The organism is Robertkochia marina, from assembly GCF_004799345.1.
GTDB lineage: Bacteria > Bacteroidota > Bacteroidia > Flavobacteriales > Flavobacteriaceae > Robertkochia > Robertkochia marina.
Map to the genome: position 1 here is coordinate 654,733 of NZ_SSMC01000001.1, position 15,460 is coordinate 670,192.

The 15,460-nt window shown below is 46.7% G+C and carries 10 protein-coding genes; 4 read left to right on the top strand and 6 right to left on the bottom strand.

Annotated elements, in window-relative coordinates; translation table 11 throughout:
* Positions 1–18 precede the first annotated feature (18 nt).
* Complete coding sequence (locus E7Z59_RS02705) at positions 19–1,440, bottom strand: SusD/RagB family nutrient-binding outer membrane lipoprotein (RefSeq protein ID WP_199287163.1); 1,422 nt, start codon at positions 1,438–1,440, stop codon at positions 19–21.
* Between the two features lie 18 nt (positions 1,441–1,458).
* Positions 1,459–4,713, bottom strand: coding sequence for a SusC/RagA family TonB-linked outer membrane protein (locus E7Z59_RS02710; protein ID WP_136334750.1), 3,255 nt, complete (start codon positions 4,711–4,713; stop codon positions 1,459–1,461).
* Between the two features lie 184 nt (positions 4,714–4,897).
* Between E7Z59_RS02710 and E7Z59_RS02715 the strand changes: the two genes are divergently transcribed.
* Positions 4,898–6,070: a hypothetical protein gene (locus E7Z59_RS02715; protein ID WP_136334751.1), complete on the top strand. Its 1,173-nt coding sequence runs from the start codon at positions 4,898–4,900 to the stop codon at positions 6,068–6,070.
* A gap of 48 nt (positions 6,071–6,118) precedes the next feature.
* Here E7Z59_RS02715 and E7Z59_RS02720 read toward each other — a convergent pair whose 3' ends face one another.
* On the bottom strand, positions 6,119–6,613 hold the full coding sequence (locus tag E7Z59_RS02720; protein WP_136334752.1) for a hypothetical protein: 495 nt from the start codon (positions 6,611–6,613) through the stop codon (positions 6,119–6,121).
* Positions 6,614–6,886: 273 nt separating this feature from the next.
* Between E7Z59_RS02720 and E7Z59_RS02725 the strand changes: the two genes are divergently transcribed.
* Positions 6,887–8,473 carry a DUF7133 domain-containing protein gene (locus E7Z59_RS02725; protein WP_136334753.1) on the top strand — a complete coding sequence of 529 codons (1,587 nt, stop codon included), beginning with the start codon at positions 6,887–6,889 and terminating at the stop codon, positions 8,471–8,473.
* A gap of 263 nt (positions 8,474–8,736) precedes the next feature.
* Here E7Z59_RS02725 and E7Z59_RS02730 read toward each other — a convergent pair whose 3' ends face one another.
* The 3 genes from E7Z59_RS02730 to E7Z59_RS02740 all read right to left on the bottom strand — a co-directional run bounded on the left by E7Z59_RS02730 (position 8,737) and on the right by E7Z59_RS02740 (position 12,273).
* Positions 8,737–9,174: a nuclear transport factor 2 family protein gene (locus E7Z59_RS02730; RefSeq protein ID WP_242015587.1), complete on the bottom strand. Its 438-nt coding sequence runs from the start codon at positions 9,172–9,174 to the stop codon at positions 8,737–8,739.
* A gap of 617 nt (positions 9,175–9,791) precedes the next feature.
* Complete coding sequence (locus E7Z59_RS02735) at positions 9,792–10,646, bottom strand: universal stress protein (RefSeq protein ID WP_136334754.1); 855 nt, start codon at positions 10,644–10,646, stop codon at positions 9,792–9,794.
* On the bottom strand, positions 10,633–12,273 hold the full coding sequence (locus E7Z59_RS02740) for a BCCT family transporter (protein WP_136334755.1): 1,641 nt from the start codon (positions 12,271–12,273) through the stop codon (positions 10,633–10,635). The genes E7Z59_RS02735 and E7Z59_RS02740 overlap by 14 nt, the downstream gene beginning before the upstream one ends.
* Positions 12,274–13,115: 842 nt before the next feature.
* Here E7Z59_RS02740 and E7Z59_RS02745 point away from each other — a divergent pair.
* On the top strand, positions 13,116–13,607 hold the full coding sequence (locus E7Z59_RS02745) for a hypothetical protein (RefSeq protein ID WP_136334756.1): 492 nt from the start codon (positions 13,116–13,118) through the stop codon (positions 13,605–13,607).
* A 486-nt stretch (positions 13,608–14,093) separates the two neighbouring features.
* Entirely contained in the window at positions 14,094–15,425 is a 1,332-nt protein-coding gene (locus E7Z59_RS02750; protein WP_136334757.1) for a DUF418 domain-containing protein, read from the top strand.
* Positions 15,426–15,460: the final 35 nt, after the last annotated feature.

Genomic DNA, 15,460 nt, shown 5'->3' on the forward strand with positions numbered 1-15,460 from the left:
TCGTTGCACTATTTATTTTTATTGATTTACGTCTGTGGGTTCGAAGAAATTCGGGATCGGGGTCGGTGTATTCTCATTTCTGTCTACTTCCGACTGCGGATACAGGAAGCGCTGTGGCAATTGATTGCCTGTATTAGGCTGTACTGCTACCCTTACATTGGTTTCCCCCAGGGTTCTTCTGGTATCATTAAAAGGCTCTACCTGCCCGAAAAGGGTAACATATCGCTCTTCCAGGATCTCTCTTAACAAGGCATCTGTAGCGCTAATTCCGTCTGTGTTCTCCATGCCGCCCGCTGCAAAGTCGTCTGCCACATAGGCTTCGTACAAAATATCGGCAGCATCTGCGTTGGCCATATATCCCCCTCCGTTCAGGTAGGCTCTGTATTCATTAAGGTGGGTCAACCCTGTATCAAATCCGCCACTTCTTAACCCTGCTTCAGCCAGGATCAGCATATTTTCTTCAAAGGTGACCACCGGAGCCGAAGCTTCCTGGGCAGCATATCCATTATTGAAATTTGGCTGAATACCTACACTGTTCTTGGTAAGCAGGTAGTTAAAACGTCCTGCTTCATTGGTTTTAGCATTTCCGCGGTAATTACCCGGAATAGGATTCCCTGCACCCGGCTCAATAAGACTGGCCATAAAATCAGAAACCACCAGGTCGGCCCCACGGGTTTCTACCGCAAAGAACTGATAGTACAAGTTACTGTCATCCTGTGCAGTACCGTGTGGTGAAGACATATTGTCTTCAGGACTACTGATCCCGTTCCGGGCTGCAGCGTAAGCCTGTCCGTACTGCTTGGTATGCATATAAAAACGGGCTTTCAGGGTCCAGGCAGTAGCGATCCATTGCTGTGGATTTCCGTCAAAATAGATGTCGGATCCCGTTGCAGGACGACCGGTACCTTGCTGCAGGTTAGCAATCGCGGCATCGAGCAGGCTTTGCACCTTACTGTACACTTCCACCTGATCTTCATATACCGGATCTGAGATATCTACCTGTCCGGCTTCCTCAAAAGGTATATCTCCGAAGAGGGAGGCCACGGTTCCAAATCCGTTAGCCTGCAATACCTGAGAAATCCCTAAAGCGATCGGTGCTCCTTCTCCGTCTTCACGAATAGCAGTCTCTGCTTCCAGGGCATTACGAAGGGTATTCACATAGGCATTGTACCACAGCGGATCAAAATCACTTGCCACTACGGTATAATTGGAGAATCCTTCATGCTGGCGGTCGATCCCGGTGAATTGTCCGGCAAAGATCCCTGCTCTACGAGCGGTTTCTCCGGAATGAAGAATGGCAGTACCAACCTCAGCTCCTGTAATAATACTTTCGTAGGTACTGGAGGTTAAACTGTTTGGGTCGTCATTAATATCTCCTACGGTGTTGTTGCAGGAATAAAGGGCTAATGCGGCTCCTACTGTATATAATATAGACTTCATTTTCATCGCTTTTTCGTATTACAGGTTGAGGGTTAAACTAAACAGGTATGACTTCGTACTCGGGTTGTTGAAGTAATCAATACCACGGGCAGCACTTACCCCAGATAAGTTCGTATCAGGGTCATTCCCTTCGAATTCAGACCAAAGGAAGAGGTTTCTTCCGGTTACTGAGAATCGTACCGACTCTAAAGAGGTCGTTCTTTTCAGCCACTCAGAATTCCAGTTATAGGCCAGGGCGATCTCCCGGATCCTGCTCCATGAACCATCCTCAATATAAAGTTCATCGTTTCCTCCGCTGAAGAATCCTCCTTCTCCGTTATACCATACCTCGGTAAGCGCTACAGGCCCGGCTCCGAAGTCGCCAACATTACCCCGGAAAGTTTCTCCGATGTTGATGATATTTCCGTTTGATTCAAAATAGTTTCTGGTAGCGGTCACCGTGTTCCCGGTGTCTTCCCAACGCCCGAGGTCGCGAAGTACCGATTTGGTTCCGGCATAGATGTCAGCTCCCTGGTACGTCTCAAACAATACTGACAGGCTGAATCCTTTCCAGTTCATAGAGCTGGTTACACCTCCCTGCCAGTCAGGGTTCGGATCACCGATAATTCCTTCTGTCTGGTCCTGAACCGGGAAACCGTATTCATCAAATACCACATTCCCCTGCTCATCTCTCAGGCTTCTTGAACCCCAAAGAACACCCAAAGGCTGTCCTTCTACGGCTCTTGAGCTTACAGCATCAAGACCTCCTAAGTCAAGAGATTCGATCCCGGCAAGATCGGTTACCTCATTACGCACCCTTGTAAAGTTGGCGTTGATGTTCCAGGTAAAATTGTTTGTTGAAAGGATCTGGTATCCTAGATCGAATTCAAAACCTTTGTTTTCTATCTCCGCCCCGTTATCATAAATAGAAGCGTATCCTGTTGAATTCGCTACCGGGAAGGGTAGTAAAACATCTTCAGTTACGTTTTGGAAATACGTACCACTCAATGAAAGACGGTTGTTAAAGAATCTCAGGTCGGTACCGAATTCCAGTTCTTTCTTGCGCTCAGGCTTTAGTGACTCATTACCTCGGTTGGCTGTTGGCACAAATCCTCCATTTCCATAAAGCCCCAGGTTTAGCTCACCTCCAAGGTTATCGCCATAGGTTGGCGATACAAATACATTAGAGGTATTATAACGTGCAGGCTGCACCCCTACCTCTCCGTATGACGCTCTCAATTTACCAAAAGAGAACACGTAGTTGTCATCAAACAATTCTGAGAACTGCCATGCCAGGGAGGTTGAAGGAAAACCGAAGGTGTTGTTCTTTGCACTACCAAATGTAGAGGCAGATTCTACCCTCATGGTTCCGTTCAGGAAGAACATATCGTAGGCAGAAAGGGTCAGTGACGAATATACCGCCGCTGTACGCTCTCTTCCGAAGGAACTCTGAGGAGAAATATTTTCAGGCAATGAATTGTCAATATCCCTGATGCCGCTGGCAACATCTACAAACTGAATGAAGTTAGTGGCGGTGGTACCATTTACCACTCTGTTTCTGGCATTATAATTAAACCCGACCAGCGCCGAACCGTTAAGGTCGTCATTGAATTCGAAAGACGCCTTGGCAATATGGTCCATGTTAAAAATGGTGTTGGTGGCCAGCTCCTGGTCAAGATACCCTGAACGGAACTCCCCTGCAGCAGATCCGGGAGTGAGGAATTGCGAACGACGCTCACTATAGTGGTCCATCCCCACACGAGAGATCAGATCAAGCCATTTCGTAGGCGAGGCTGTCAGCTCAAAGTTGGAGATAAAACGATCTACAATAGCCAGGTTTTCCTGCTCGTTGATCGTCCACAAAGGGTTGTTATAGGTTGCAGAATCGTCTGCTCCGAGCGGTTCACGATATGAACGATGTCTGTTAGGCACGGGAGAAGCATCAGAAGAGCTGTAGTAATCTCCGCGATATCCTGAGATATCAAAATCGGCAGGCGTTCTTAAAAGTCCCAGGTAAAGACCTGAAGAACTTGCCCCCTTACGAATTCGGTTAGATTCCGTATGTGTATAGTTAGAGCTGAACCTAAGTTTCAGCCAATCTGTAAAGATGTGTTTTGCGTTAAAACGCGCCGTTGTTCTTCTGTAATCTGAATTATTTCTGATAACTCCTTGTTGATCAAGGTCACCAAGGCTGAAGAAAACGGATGTATTCTCATTACCTCCGCTAAGGCTAAGGTTGTTCTCCCAGAAATATCCGTTTCCGAACACCTGGTCAAAGTTCGAATCGTCATAGATCGTCTGAGAATTTTTATTGATGATAGGATAGTATACACGTCCGTCCTGATCTACATAGAATTCTCCGGAAATATTCAATTCATCCTGCCCACCGGCTCTGGCCGAGATCAGGTCTCCCCAGGAATCCCTGGCTCGTTGATTATAAACCCCGTTATCTCCTTGTCCGTATAAGGTTTGCAGCGGATAACGACGGTTGATCTCGTCTATAGAGTAGGTGCTCTGGTAAGAAACAGAGAGTTTTTTATTGAATTGACCGCTTTTGGTCTTGATCACGATTACCCCACCAAGTGCTTTGGTACCCCAAAGAGCCGCAGCAGAAGCACCTTTAAGTACCGTCATACTTTCAATATCGTTCGGGTTAAGGTCATTCAAACGTGATTGCTGAGACACCCCGCTTCGATCACTGTTCCCCCGGGTATCGTTACTGATTGGCACCCCGTCAACCACGATAAGCGGCTGGCTGTTTCTGGTGATCGAAGAGATACCACGAATCTGGATGTATGAACCGGCACCGGGATCACCAGAGTTTCTTGAGATACGCACCCCGGAAGATTTTCCTGAGAGTCCGTTTACAAGGGTTGCCTCTCCGGACTGGGCGATCGCCTCCCCTCCTACGGTAGAGTTCGCATATCCCAATTCATCTTTGCTCTCTTCAAAACCAAGAGAGGTTACTACTACACCCTCAAGGGTGGTTACATCTGTAGTCAAAACGACATTTAAAGGTCCGTTAATGGAACTTACCGCAATCGTTTGCGTTTTAAAACCAAGATAAGAAAATACCAGGTTGGCGTCAGATCCGGAAACAGTGATAGAGAACTCTCCATCAAAATTCGTAGCTGTACCATTACTGGTTCCTTCTTCCATTACACTCACGCCCGCGATGGGAAGTTGTGTTTCATCATAGACCGTACCCGTTATGATCTGTTGATTTTGGGCAAAACTGATGTGGGATATCAAGATCCCAAGCAGCAGGAAAGTCTTTTTTAGGCAAAATTTCATTCGTAATTAGGTTTTAGTTTCTGGTGAAATATCGATTCCTTATCACAGGAATACCGCAAAAAATTCATGATAATTTTGCCAATTATATAAAATTGCCCCCTTACAAATCGTATTTTAAAAAATTTTATCAATTTTTACCAATTTTTACCAATATTTGCGGTAGACATGACCTGAACTTACCACTATGAAGGATTACGAAAATCTTAAAGATTTGCACCTGAATTTCATCAGGTTGCTGGAGCAGCTGTACGGTACTTTCAACCAGGAAAAGAACAAATTCGAATCGACCAGTAATTCGAAGATCGCACGCGACCTTTTCTATAGTGATTCACAATTTTCAAGACTTATTAATGGTACCGCCTCAGAAGGGGAATTCAAGCGAGCGGTGAGAAACGTAGAGCGCTCCCTGGAGTTAATTGGCCTCAAAGAAAAAGAAGGCATTGCTCCGGGCACTTCCTACAAACCCCAAAAGAATAAAAAAGGGCTTTCACTAGTACTTTCAGTGGTCGCTGTTATCCTTGCATCCAGCACCATCTATTTCGGACTTTCACATTTCAGTAATCCACAAAAACTGGAAGATCAACCCACCGTTCAGGTGTCTTCTCGCTTCGACATGTTAAAGTGGAGTTTTGAGAATCATTATATCAACCCCTATGTAAAGCTGAGAGAACTTCCGGAAGATTGTTATTACCCTTGCTATAAATACCAGGGAAAATGGAACCTGAAGGAAGAATACAAAATTCCTTTTTTCAGGGAGCGTAACGGTTTTCACTATGTAGCCAAAGAGGCCACCATGTACACGAATTGCCTGGAAAATGATTCAAATACTAACGGTGAAGCCTTTGAAGGATACGAGTATCAGAAGCATGAGATCTGGTATGACACCCGCGAACTGCCCATAGATTCTTTCCTGGTAACCGCCGGTTCTACCAAGATAAGACCGGAATATACCCATGCAAGGTTTGAAGAGGATGATCATTTTGTAAAGATCGCCTATGTACATACTTTTTTCCGCGGAGAGTACACTCTTGACAGCGCTTCTGTATACCGTAGCGGAAAGGTGATCGGAAGAGATCTTGAGTTTATTGCTGATGAAACCCTGCTAAGCCGACTCGATTCGGAAAAACTCGTTGAGGATATTAAGAGTGAGGTGAATGCCATTGCCCAAAACCGTTTGGAAGATTTCTCCAAGCCCATCAGTTGTGACCCCGCACAATTGCCAAAAGAAGATTTCCATATGCTCGACGAAGGTGATGCCCTGGAATTTAATTGCCAGTTCAGTACCGGCCGCTTTTTAGTGGATTACCACAAGGAGTACGTTCTGGATTACCAGTATATTAATAATGTTTGCCGTTGATAGTTTGCAGTGAGCAGTTTGCAGATAGTTTTCGGTTTTCAGTTAAACTCAAACTCCGAACTCGTCCCTCGAACTATTTCTCTCCCTCGCAATCTCAAACAACTCCCCAGCCACCCATTGCAGGCGAATACCTTTCCAGTCTTTGATCTGGTTACCCTCGCTTTCCATGAATTCTTTTACCACCGGTTCTTTAGAGTTCACATTGTGAAAGGTGAACTGGAGCCCGTTAAGCTCGATGTAGAGACAAGGACCTTCTTCCGGATTTAAATAGAAATCATCAACGTATTGCCCCTCCGATTCTATGAGCTGAAGCAAAAAAAGTGATAACGGCTTTTTGATGCCCCCGTAATAGATCTCTTTTTTAAAAACCTTTCGTTTAATAGCCGCATTGAGCAGGTTGATGCAGCATAGAAAGTAAAAGGCTTCTTCTTTTGAGGTTATCGCCATATACCGATCATTCCATGCTTTTTCTACCTGTTCGGGTGTAATGGCTCCCGGCTTTTCGAGGGATTGGGCTTTTGCTATGAGTTCGTCGATCTTCATATAAGGTACGAGGTACGAGGTACGGGGTACGAGTTACTAAATATTCGTCTTCGCGAGGTTTACAACGTAAATCGTGGCGACCTGCCTGGCATGCCACAGCAGACAGGTCTCCTGAATCGTTAACAGGGTACGGGGTACGGGGTACAAAGTTATACTTTTTGGACTTTGGGACCTTTTTTAAAACCCCATTCTGACAAGACAAGTCCGACCTCAACCACCTCATTTTAAATATTTTAAACTAACTTTAAGTGACTGTACTAAACCAACCATTAAATGAAATCCTTTTTACTCTGCCTGACAATGGTAGTTCTGTTGTCCGCCTGCAGGCAATCCGTTAAAAACGCCCCCACCGATGAAGAAAAATTACTGACCGCCTATATAGATTCGACCATTCGGGTCTATGATTCCCTGGCGGTGATCAAGCTGCCCATCAACAATGGCGTTAAGATCTGGAATCCCGGGGTGCTGAAGACCGGACCGGAAGGGCGCATCTTCGGTGCGAATCTCACCGGGGAGATCTACAGCCTGGAAGATACCGACGGGGACGGACTGGAGGATACCGCCAAACTTTTCTGTAATGTCAGCGAGGATGGGTTTCGCACCCCTGCCGGGATGGTATTTAAAGATTGGGACCTCTATGTGGGTCTGCCACAGCAAATACGGGTGTATAGGGATACCGATCACGATTTTGTGGCCGATACCAGCTTTGTGTTCTTTGATAAGATCCCATACAGCGACCACCCCTATGAATGGACCTCCGGTCTAAACTTCGACGAGGATGGATGGCTGTATTGTATCCTGACCACCGATTCCTGGAACCCGGGAGCGAGTCCGGATCCGGAAAAGCTTAGAGGAAGTCTCTTGAAAATATCCCCTGACGGAAAAGAGTACGAGCAGCTGGCCACCGGATTGCGGTCTGTACACGGAATGGATTTTAATGCTGAAGGAGAATTATATATGGTAGACAACCAGGGCGGACAAAATTCCGGAGAAGAATTTCTGAAATATGTGAAAGGCGGATTTTACGGTCATAACACCACCAAATACGGGGAGCAGGAAGAAGTACCCACCATGGCCTACCTGGAAACCGAAGTGGCGCCATCAGATCTCTTATTTCATGAAGAGAACGGAAAGGAAGAATTATACGTATCCTATTACGGTCCCGGGGAATACTGGGAGCGAGGTGCTATTGCCCGAATTCATTTTGTGGAGGATGAAAACGGCAACCCTACAGTGAAGGAAGAGATCATTACCAACCTGCCCAAGGTATCCAACATCACCTTTTCAGAATCAGGAGAACTCTATGCCTCCCGTGTTGGAGTCACTGATTACTGGTACCAGAAAACCGATTCGCTGGACGGAGCCATCTACAAGATCAAAAAGGCCTCATGGGTGATCCCTGACTCCAGGGAGGGTCTTTCCATGGCGTCAACAGATTTAGACGCCAACAGCATTGAAGAGGGCAGGATTTTGTTTAATACCAGGGCCTGTGCTGCTTGCCATTCTTTAGACGGTACTACAGAAATGTTGGGCCCTGACCTAAAAAATATTGGCCTGTTCTACAACAGGAAAGAGCTGGAAGAAGAAATAAGAGAACCCTCCAGGCGGATCAAACCCGGATCTTTTGCCTCTAAGATCACCATGAAGAATGGCGAGGTTCAATTGGGTCGTGTGATCACCCAAAACGAAGAGGAGCTCCAGCTCATGCTGGTGGGCAACCAGATCAAGAAAATACCCACTACCGAGATCGCCGACACCGAACTCTATCCCGAATCGATGATGTACCCGGGCTTATTAGACGGACTAACCCGGAAGGAGATCGATGCGTTGCTGGATTTTTTGATATCCAATGCTAAATAGTTAGACAGTTATGCGGTCCTGCCTGCCGGTAGGCAGGTATGCGGTTATGCAGTATTGTCATTGCGAGGAAGGGCAAAGCCCTGACGTGGCAATCTCCTGAATCGCTAACAGGTTACGGGGTACGAGGTACGAGTTACTAAATATTCGTCTTCGCGAACTTTGCTTTGCAAAGTGTGGCGATCTCCCGTAATCGATAACAGGGTTCGGGGTACAAAGTTATTCTATTCGGAATTTGAATATTCCCCCTGCAAACTGCAAACTGCTCAATGCAAACTAATCACCCGATAGATCTTCCAGCCGTCGGGGGTGTCTTTCCAGACAATAACAAACTTACTGGGTTCAGACTTGCTGCCGCCTTCCATATGGTTGATAAAGGAATGTTTTCCGATCTCTACCGCCCCGAACCCGGGAATGGGAGTTACCTCGATACTCCCCTCGAGTAATTCCCTGGAAACTTTACCACATATATTTTCTTCTGTCGACTTCAAAATGGCAGCCTTATCGGTGGTTAGCCCGGTATGGTCGTGATAAAACTCTATTTCTTCGTGATAAAAGTCGGCCTGGGTTTCCATATCACAGGTATTATAAGCCTCAAAATACAGGCGGTCCATTTCCTTAATGGCAGCTTCCAGGTCTTGCTGTGCAAAAGAGCATAGGGGAATGGCTAAAAGCAACAGGGTGTTTACAAAAAATAGTTTCATGAAGGTGATCTTTGATTGATGTGCTTATTAGTAGTTCTTAGAGGAGATTTGTTACAGTTTGCTCAGTGCTCAGTCTGCAGTTTACAGTCTGCAGATTTAAACTGGCATTCAGGAAGAAGCCCTCATCCAATTCGGTAACCTGAATCGAACCACCCCGGCCTACGGCCACCCCTCCTTTCCAAGGAGGGGATTAATAGTGTTTCCAAAATTAACTCCGATGGTGGAAGGAATTTAGGAAGGTTCAGGAGATTGCCACGTCGGCCAATAGGGCCGCCTACCACTGTACGGATTTAAATTCTCGTTGAAGAAACATATAAAATGTGGCTCCCCACCCTGGACAGAGGGCCGAACGTTAAGAAAACAGCCAGTGGCTGTTTTTAGTGAAGGAGCCAGCTGGCGTGAGGGCGATCAGGGTGGCACCCTGAGACGGGGCGGGTTGATTTAAATTAAGCTCACATACAACCCCTTCCCCTCTCGCTTGCAGCAAGAGTACCTTCCCCTGACCAGGGGAAGGAGCCCATTTTAATATAATTTTTAATTGTAATCCTTCTCCACGAGAAGTCCGGGTTTCAATAACCTTCAGAAAAATCTACCATCTACCATCCACAATCTATAATCTACTTAACCACCCACAGCGGAATCTCCAACACACTCCTGAACAGCTCATCGGTGACACTCCCGATCAGCAGGGAAGAGAAGATATTACCTCCTTTATCGGCTACCAGGAGTATGTCAGCATTGGCCTTCACCGTTTCCTCGACGATCTTTTGGGCTACCCGGGTGTTTCGTCCGCGAACGATGCGGGTCTCCAGGTCAGGCATATCGATTCTTTTGAGAAACTTATCAAACTTCTCTTTGACGTGTTTCTCGATCTTTGGCACCATTTCTTCCTTATCGAGGTAGGGTGAAAATTGGATGGGTACATTATATACGTGTCCGGCAATGACCTTTGAACCTACATGATCCTGAAGGTAGCGGGCCAATTCAAAGGTCTTTTTTGATTCTGATGAAAAATCGGTTCCGGCAAACACGGTGGCCATGGAATAGGCCGCCTCCCGGGGAACGGATAGAATATCACATTTAACCATCCGCAGGAGCTTATCAGGAATAATTCCGCTGCCCACATGACTGTTCTTATTACCCACCACCACCAGGTCGATATAATTGCGTTGTACCACATAATTGATCAGCGATTCGGTGTAGGGGTCTTCTGAGATCAACACTTCGGCCTCTGCCTTTGCTTTGAAATGTTGTGCTACCAGCTCATCGAGTTCTTCACTGATCATCTCATCGAGCTCAACACCTTTTAATTGTTCCTTAAACAGATCAGACACCTCGTATTTTTTGATATTATGCACAAAAACTACATGTTCTGCCCCAAGTTGATCAGAAAGGTAGGAGGTGTAGCGGATGATCACCTCATCCATCTCAGAAAGGTCCAGTCCGACAAGGATATTCTTAATTGGTTTCATCAGAGAATGGTTTTGGTTTTTTTGATGTACTGCGTTTTGTTATGATCTTCGATATGATCTCTTCGTAATTCTCCTGTTCTTTCAGGGATCGTTTTTGCTGGAGTTTTCGCCAGTCTTCCCGCAAGCCCTTCAGCAGGGAGTAACACATGACCAGAAGGATGACCGCAAAGGGCAACCCGGTTACCGTTGTAGCGGTTTGCAGGGCCTGGAGCCCCCCTCCCAGCAATAATACAGCCGCTACCGCACCTTCTACCACGGCCCAAAAGATACGCTGGGCTACCGGGGAATCTATTTTACCTCCGGAGGTCAGACTATCGATCACCAGGGATCCGGAGTCGGAAGAGGTAACGAAAAACCCGGCGATTAGCAGTACAGCTACCACATTGATCACAATGGTTAAGGGATAGTCCTGGAAGAACACAAATAAGGCTGTAGCAATATCAGCATCGATGGCTTCAGCAAGTTCCGATTTCCCGTCCATGGTTTGCTTGATAGCCGAGCTCCCGAAGGTCGACATCCAGAAGAAGGTCACCAGGGAGGGTACAAGCAGTACCCCGAGGATAAACTCGCGAACACTACGCCCTTTAGAGATCCGGGCGATGAACATCCCCACGAAGGGCGACCAACCGATCCACCATCCCCAATAAAAGACGGTCCAGTTGTCCTGCCAGGTAGTGCCGTTAAAGGTTTCTCCCCAGGTGGCTATCTGAAGAAAATTAAACAGGTAGCTCCCCGTATTTTCAATAAAGGATCTTAGGATGTAGATCGTCGGACCGAGGACTAAGGCAAGGATCAACAGGAAAAACGCGATCCGCATATTCCATTCACTGAGCACCTTTACACCCTTATCGACTCCAAGGGCCACAGAGGTGGAAGCGATCACGGTGATGATGGCAATCAGGATCATTTGGGTGAATATTCCGTTAGGCATTGAAAACACATGGTTGAGCCCCGAGGCGATCTGTTGCACTCCAAACCCCAAAGAGGTGGCGAGCCCGAAGAGGGTTGCCAATACCGCAAAAATATCAATGATGTCGCCTATGATCCCGTAGATACGATCGCCCAGAAAGGGGTAAAATATAGACCGTATGGTGAGGGGGAGTCCGCGGGAATAGGTAAAATACGCCAGAGCCAGTCCGACCAGGGCATAGATGGCCCAGGGGTGAAAGCCCCAATGCAAAAAAGTGAAATTCATAGCCTGGGTAGCGGCCTCAGCCGTTTCCGGTTCAGCCCAGGGCGGATTCTGAAAATGCATGACGGGCTCTCCCACTCCGAAGAACAGAAGACCGATCCCCATCCCGGCACTAAAAAGCATAGCAAACCAGGAGCCGGTGCTGAATTCAGGTCGCGCCATATCGCCCCCCAACCGCATAGTGCCGTATTTACTAAGGGCGAGGTAGATGAGGAATAATAAAAAGATGTTTACCGAAATAATGAAGAACCAATCTGCATAATTGGCCACCCCGCTTTGCACATCAGCAAAAAAACCTTCTGCCGATTCCCGGAAGATCAGGGTCAGGGCAATGGCAAGGACGATCACTATAGTGGAGATAAAAAATACGGGAGGGTTCACTTCAAATCCGAACATGGATTTTGACTGCGTGCTTCGGGTTACTTTTTTAGCCATAGATCTTTCTTTTTCAAAGGTTATCCATAGCAGCGATGGGTATATGGGTCCGGGAGGGCAGAAAATTAAAGTTACAACAGGCTGCTTCTTAACAGAAGCCAAGGAATTAAGGAACACCTGTAAGCGAAATGGCAGGTTGCTTTTTAAAATACAAAAAAAAAAGGGAAAGGGGGATGTGGGGAGGACCGAGCGGTCATGAAAGGTTCGGTGAACCTTTCATAGCGAGGGGCCAGGCGGTGCGCAGGGAAGGCCTGGTAACCTTCCTCCATGTGAGAAATGGTTGGAGGCAGATTTGGGAGACCTGTCTGCCGTTGCATGCCAGGCAGGTTGCCACGCTTTGCAGGGCAAAGCTACCGCTGACGGATTTTAAATCTTTATTAAGATAGTTTTTAAGGAAAGGCTCCCCGCCCTAGTCAGAGGGCCGATCGTTCAGAAAACAGCCAGCGGCTGTTTTTAGTGAAGGAGCCAGCAGGCGAGAGGGCAATAGAGACAAAGTCTCGAGACGGGGTGGGTTGTATTTAGCCCTTTTAAAACAACCCCTTCCGACCCCGCTTACAGCGGCGCCACCTTCCCCTAACTAGGGGAAGGAGCCTATTATTATTAATACTATTATTCGTCATAATCCTACACTAGAAATTAAATTTCAGCGATCTCGCAAAGACGTTCTAATTCAATACTCCAACTCCAGCCTGAAACTCGCACCTCGAACTCTAGGTTCTAGCCCGCCCGCCGGCTGGCCCCTCACTATGAAAGGTTCACCGAACCTTTCATGACTGCTCGGTCCCCCCACATCCCTAAAAAATTCATATTTTTGATAATCAATCACTTACAATCAAAAAACAATGAAAACCATCATCTTATCACTATTTATTTTGGGGAGTATATGGACCCTTCAGGCCCAGGAGCCGAAGGACAAGCATGGAGCCTGGAAAGTCAACAAAGAATACGATGAAAACGGCAACCTGATCCGCTATGATTCGGTGTACAGCTGGTCGGCAGATGGTGCCGTGGCACCCTACGACCAGGAAATGCTCGACAGCTTATTTGGAGAGATCCCCGGGATCCTGGAACCTATCAGCAGGGATATGGCAGAATTCTTTGATAACGATCCTTTCTTTTCACAGATCTTCGGTTCAAAAGGAAATCCGGAGTTGTATTCACAACCTTTTTCAATGAAAGAGTTCGAAGATCTCCTGCGAAGCGACTCTCTGGATCTCGATGAAGACGAGATCGACAAAATGCTGGAAGAGATGGATCGGTTAAGGCTTGAAGTTATAAAACAACTGCGCGGACAGCCCAAGGTCCCGGAGGAGAAGAGAGATACGATCCGGTGAGTTTAAGGTACGTACGAAGGGATTATAAATTATAGATGGTACATGGTAGATGGGGTTGGAGGATAATTTCTGTTTCGTCTTCGCGAGGCACCCTCCAGGGTGACGTGGCGATCTCCGCGTTACAGTATTGAATTCATAACAAATTCGAAGTTCCTACGTAATAGCAAAGATCCACCACTCAGAGAGATCATTCCATTCAGGATTATCGGCTTCAATGAATTTTATCTTGGCTTGCAAATTCTTAGTGTTCGGTACTTTATTTTGGGAGACCTGTCTGCCGTGGCATGCCAGGCAGGTCGCCACAGTTTGCTTCGCAAACCTCGCGAAGACGAACCATGTATAAATTACAGTTTGTTTAAATATGGACCCTTTGCTCCTTTACTCTTAACAACGAAATACCTTTCTTTCAATACATTAATAAATTTTCCCTAAATTTCAATGAGTTATCCCCCGGCCTGACAAAAGTCAACCAACCAATAACTCAAAATGACAACCAACCCGACCTCCCTGCGGCCCACTTCCGAGAAGGAGCGCATTCGCTCGCTGGATATTCTCAGAGGTGTTGCCCTCTTAGGCATCCTGATCCTGAACATCCTGGGCTTCGCCTTTATTTTTGATTCCTACTCCAACCCTACCCTGATCAATTTCGAAGGTATCAACAAAACCATCTGGCAGATCACCTCCCTCCTGTTCGAGGGCACTATGAGAGGGTTGTTCAGTATTCTATTTGGGGTGGGATTTTTACTTTTCCTATCGCGACTGGAGAAAAAGATTCCCGGAGGAAAAGCCATTGAGATCTATTACCGCCGGTTGTTATGGCTGATGCTTTTCGGACTCTTCCACGCCTATGTCATGCTGTGGTCTTTTGATATTTTGTTTCACTACGGGCTAATGGCCTTGATCTTATTACCCTTCAGACATCTTAAGGCCAAGCACCTTTTATTGTGTTCCCTGCTCATGCTTGGCATAGAAACGGCTAAAGGAATTCTCAATTATACAGATACGGCTCATGCAGCTCAGGAGGCCACCGAGTTGCTCGAAAAACAACAATTTGGCATCTCCCTCAGTGAAACGGAAGCCAACACAATAAAGTCATGGCAACAAAGGCAGGAAAAAATGACCCCGGAACAAGTGGCGATGAAAAATAAAGGCATGCAAGGCAGTTACCTCTCCGTATGGAAAAATTTAAAGCCTCAAACCGACTTTTGGCTGGGTAGTGCCACCTTTAGTTTTGTTGTCTGGGACCTCTTGTGCATGTTCTTCCTGGGCATGGCCCTTTACAAATGGAATATTCTTCAAAACGGAAAGAGTGGGCGTTTCTACCTGATCATGGCCCTGGTCGGATATGGCTTTGGCCTTATGGTCAACTATTGGGAAATGCAGGCCCAGCTCCAGGCAGATTTCAGTCCTTTGGCCACAGCCAAAACAGGAACCACTTATGGCATCGGAAGGTTTTTCACGACCCTGGGGCACATTGCACTCGTCATGCTTTGGATCAAAACGCCTTTCCTTGGATCTCTTCAAAAAGCCCTGGCGGCAGTAGGACGCATGGCCCTGACCAATTATATGGTGCAAACCCTGCTTTGCGGGTGCTTCTTCTACGGTTATGGCCTGGGGTATTTCGGAAAACTGGAACGTTACGAGACCTATTATGTCATGGCAGCGGTATGGTTAATACAACTAGTGGTGAGTCCGCTGTGGTTACACTATTTCCGCTTTGGCCCCATGGAATGGGCCTGGCGGTCACTGACCTATTGGAAGCTGCAGCCGATGAAAAGAATCAGTAAAGAGAAGGTCACTGTATCGATATCAAATTGACCTTAAAGTAGAATCCTTTCCCCCGGTAAAAACAA

Coding starts and splice junctions, on each gene's coding strand:
- E7Z59_RS02705 (WP_199287163.1), bottom strand. CDS start 1,440: ATGAAGTCTATATTATATACAGTAGGAGCCGCATTAGCCCTTTATTCC.
- E7Z59_RS02710 (WP_136334750.1), bottom strand. CDS start 4,713: ATGAAATTTTGCCTAAAAAAGACTTTCCTGCTGCTTGGGATCTTGATA.
- E7Z59_RS02715 (WP_136334751.1), top strand. CDS start 4,898: ATGAAGGATTACGAAAATCTTAAAGATTTGCACCTGAATTTCATCAGG.
- E7Z59_RS02720 (WP_136334752.1), bottom strand. CDS start 6,613: ATGAAGATCGACGAACTCATAGCAAAAGCCCAATCCCTCGAAAAGCCG.
- E7Z59_RS02725 (WP_136334753.1), top strand. CDS start 6,887: ATGAAATCCTTTTTACTCTGCCTGACAATGGTAGTTCTGTTGTCCGCC.
- E7Z59_RS02730 (WP_242015587.1), bottom strand. CDS start 9,174: ATGAAACTATTTTTTGTAAACACCCTGTTGCTTTTAGCCATTCCCCTA.
- E7Z59_RS02735 (WP_136334754.1), bottom strand. CDS start 10,646: ATGAAACCAATTAAGAATATCCTTGTCGGACTGGACCTTTCTGAGATG.
- E7Z59_RS02740 (WP_136334755.1), bottom strand. CDS start 12,273: ATGGCTAAAAAAGTAACCCGAAGCACGCAGTCAAAATCCATGTTCGGA.
- E7Z59_RS02745 (WP_136334756.1), top strand. CDS start 13,116: ATGAAAACCATCATCTTATCACTATTTATTTTGGGGAGTATATGGACC.
- E7Z59_RS02750 (WP_136334757.1), top strand. CDS start 14,094: ATGACAACCAACCCGACCTCCCTGCGGCCCACTTCCGAGAAGGAGCGC.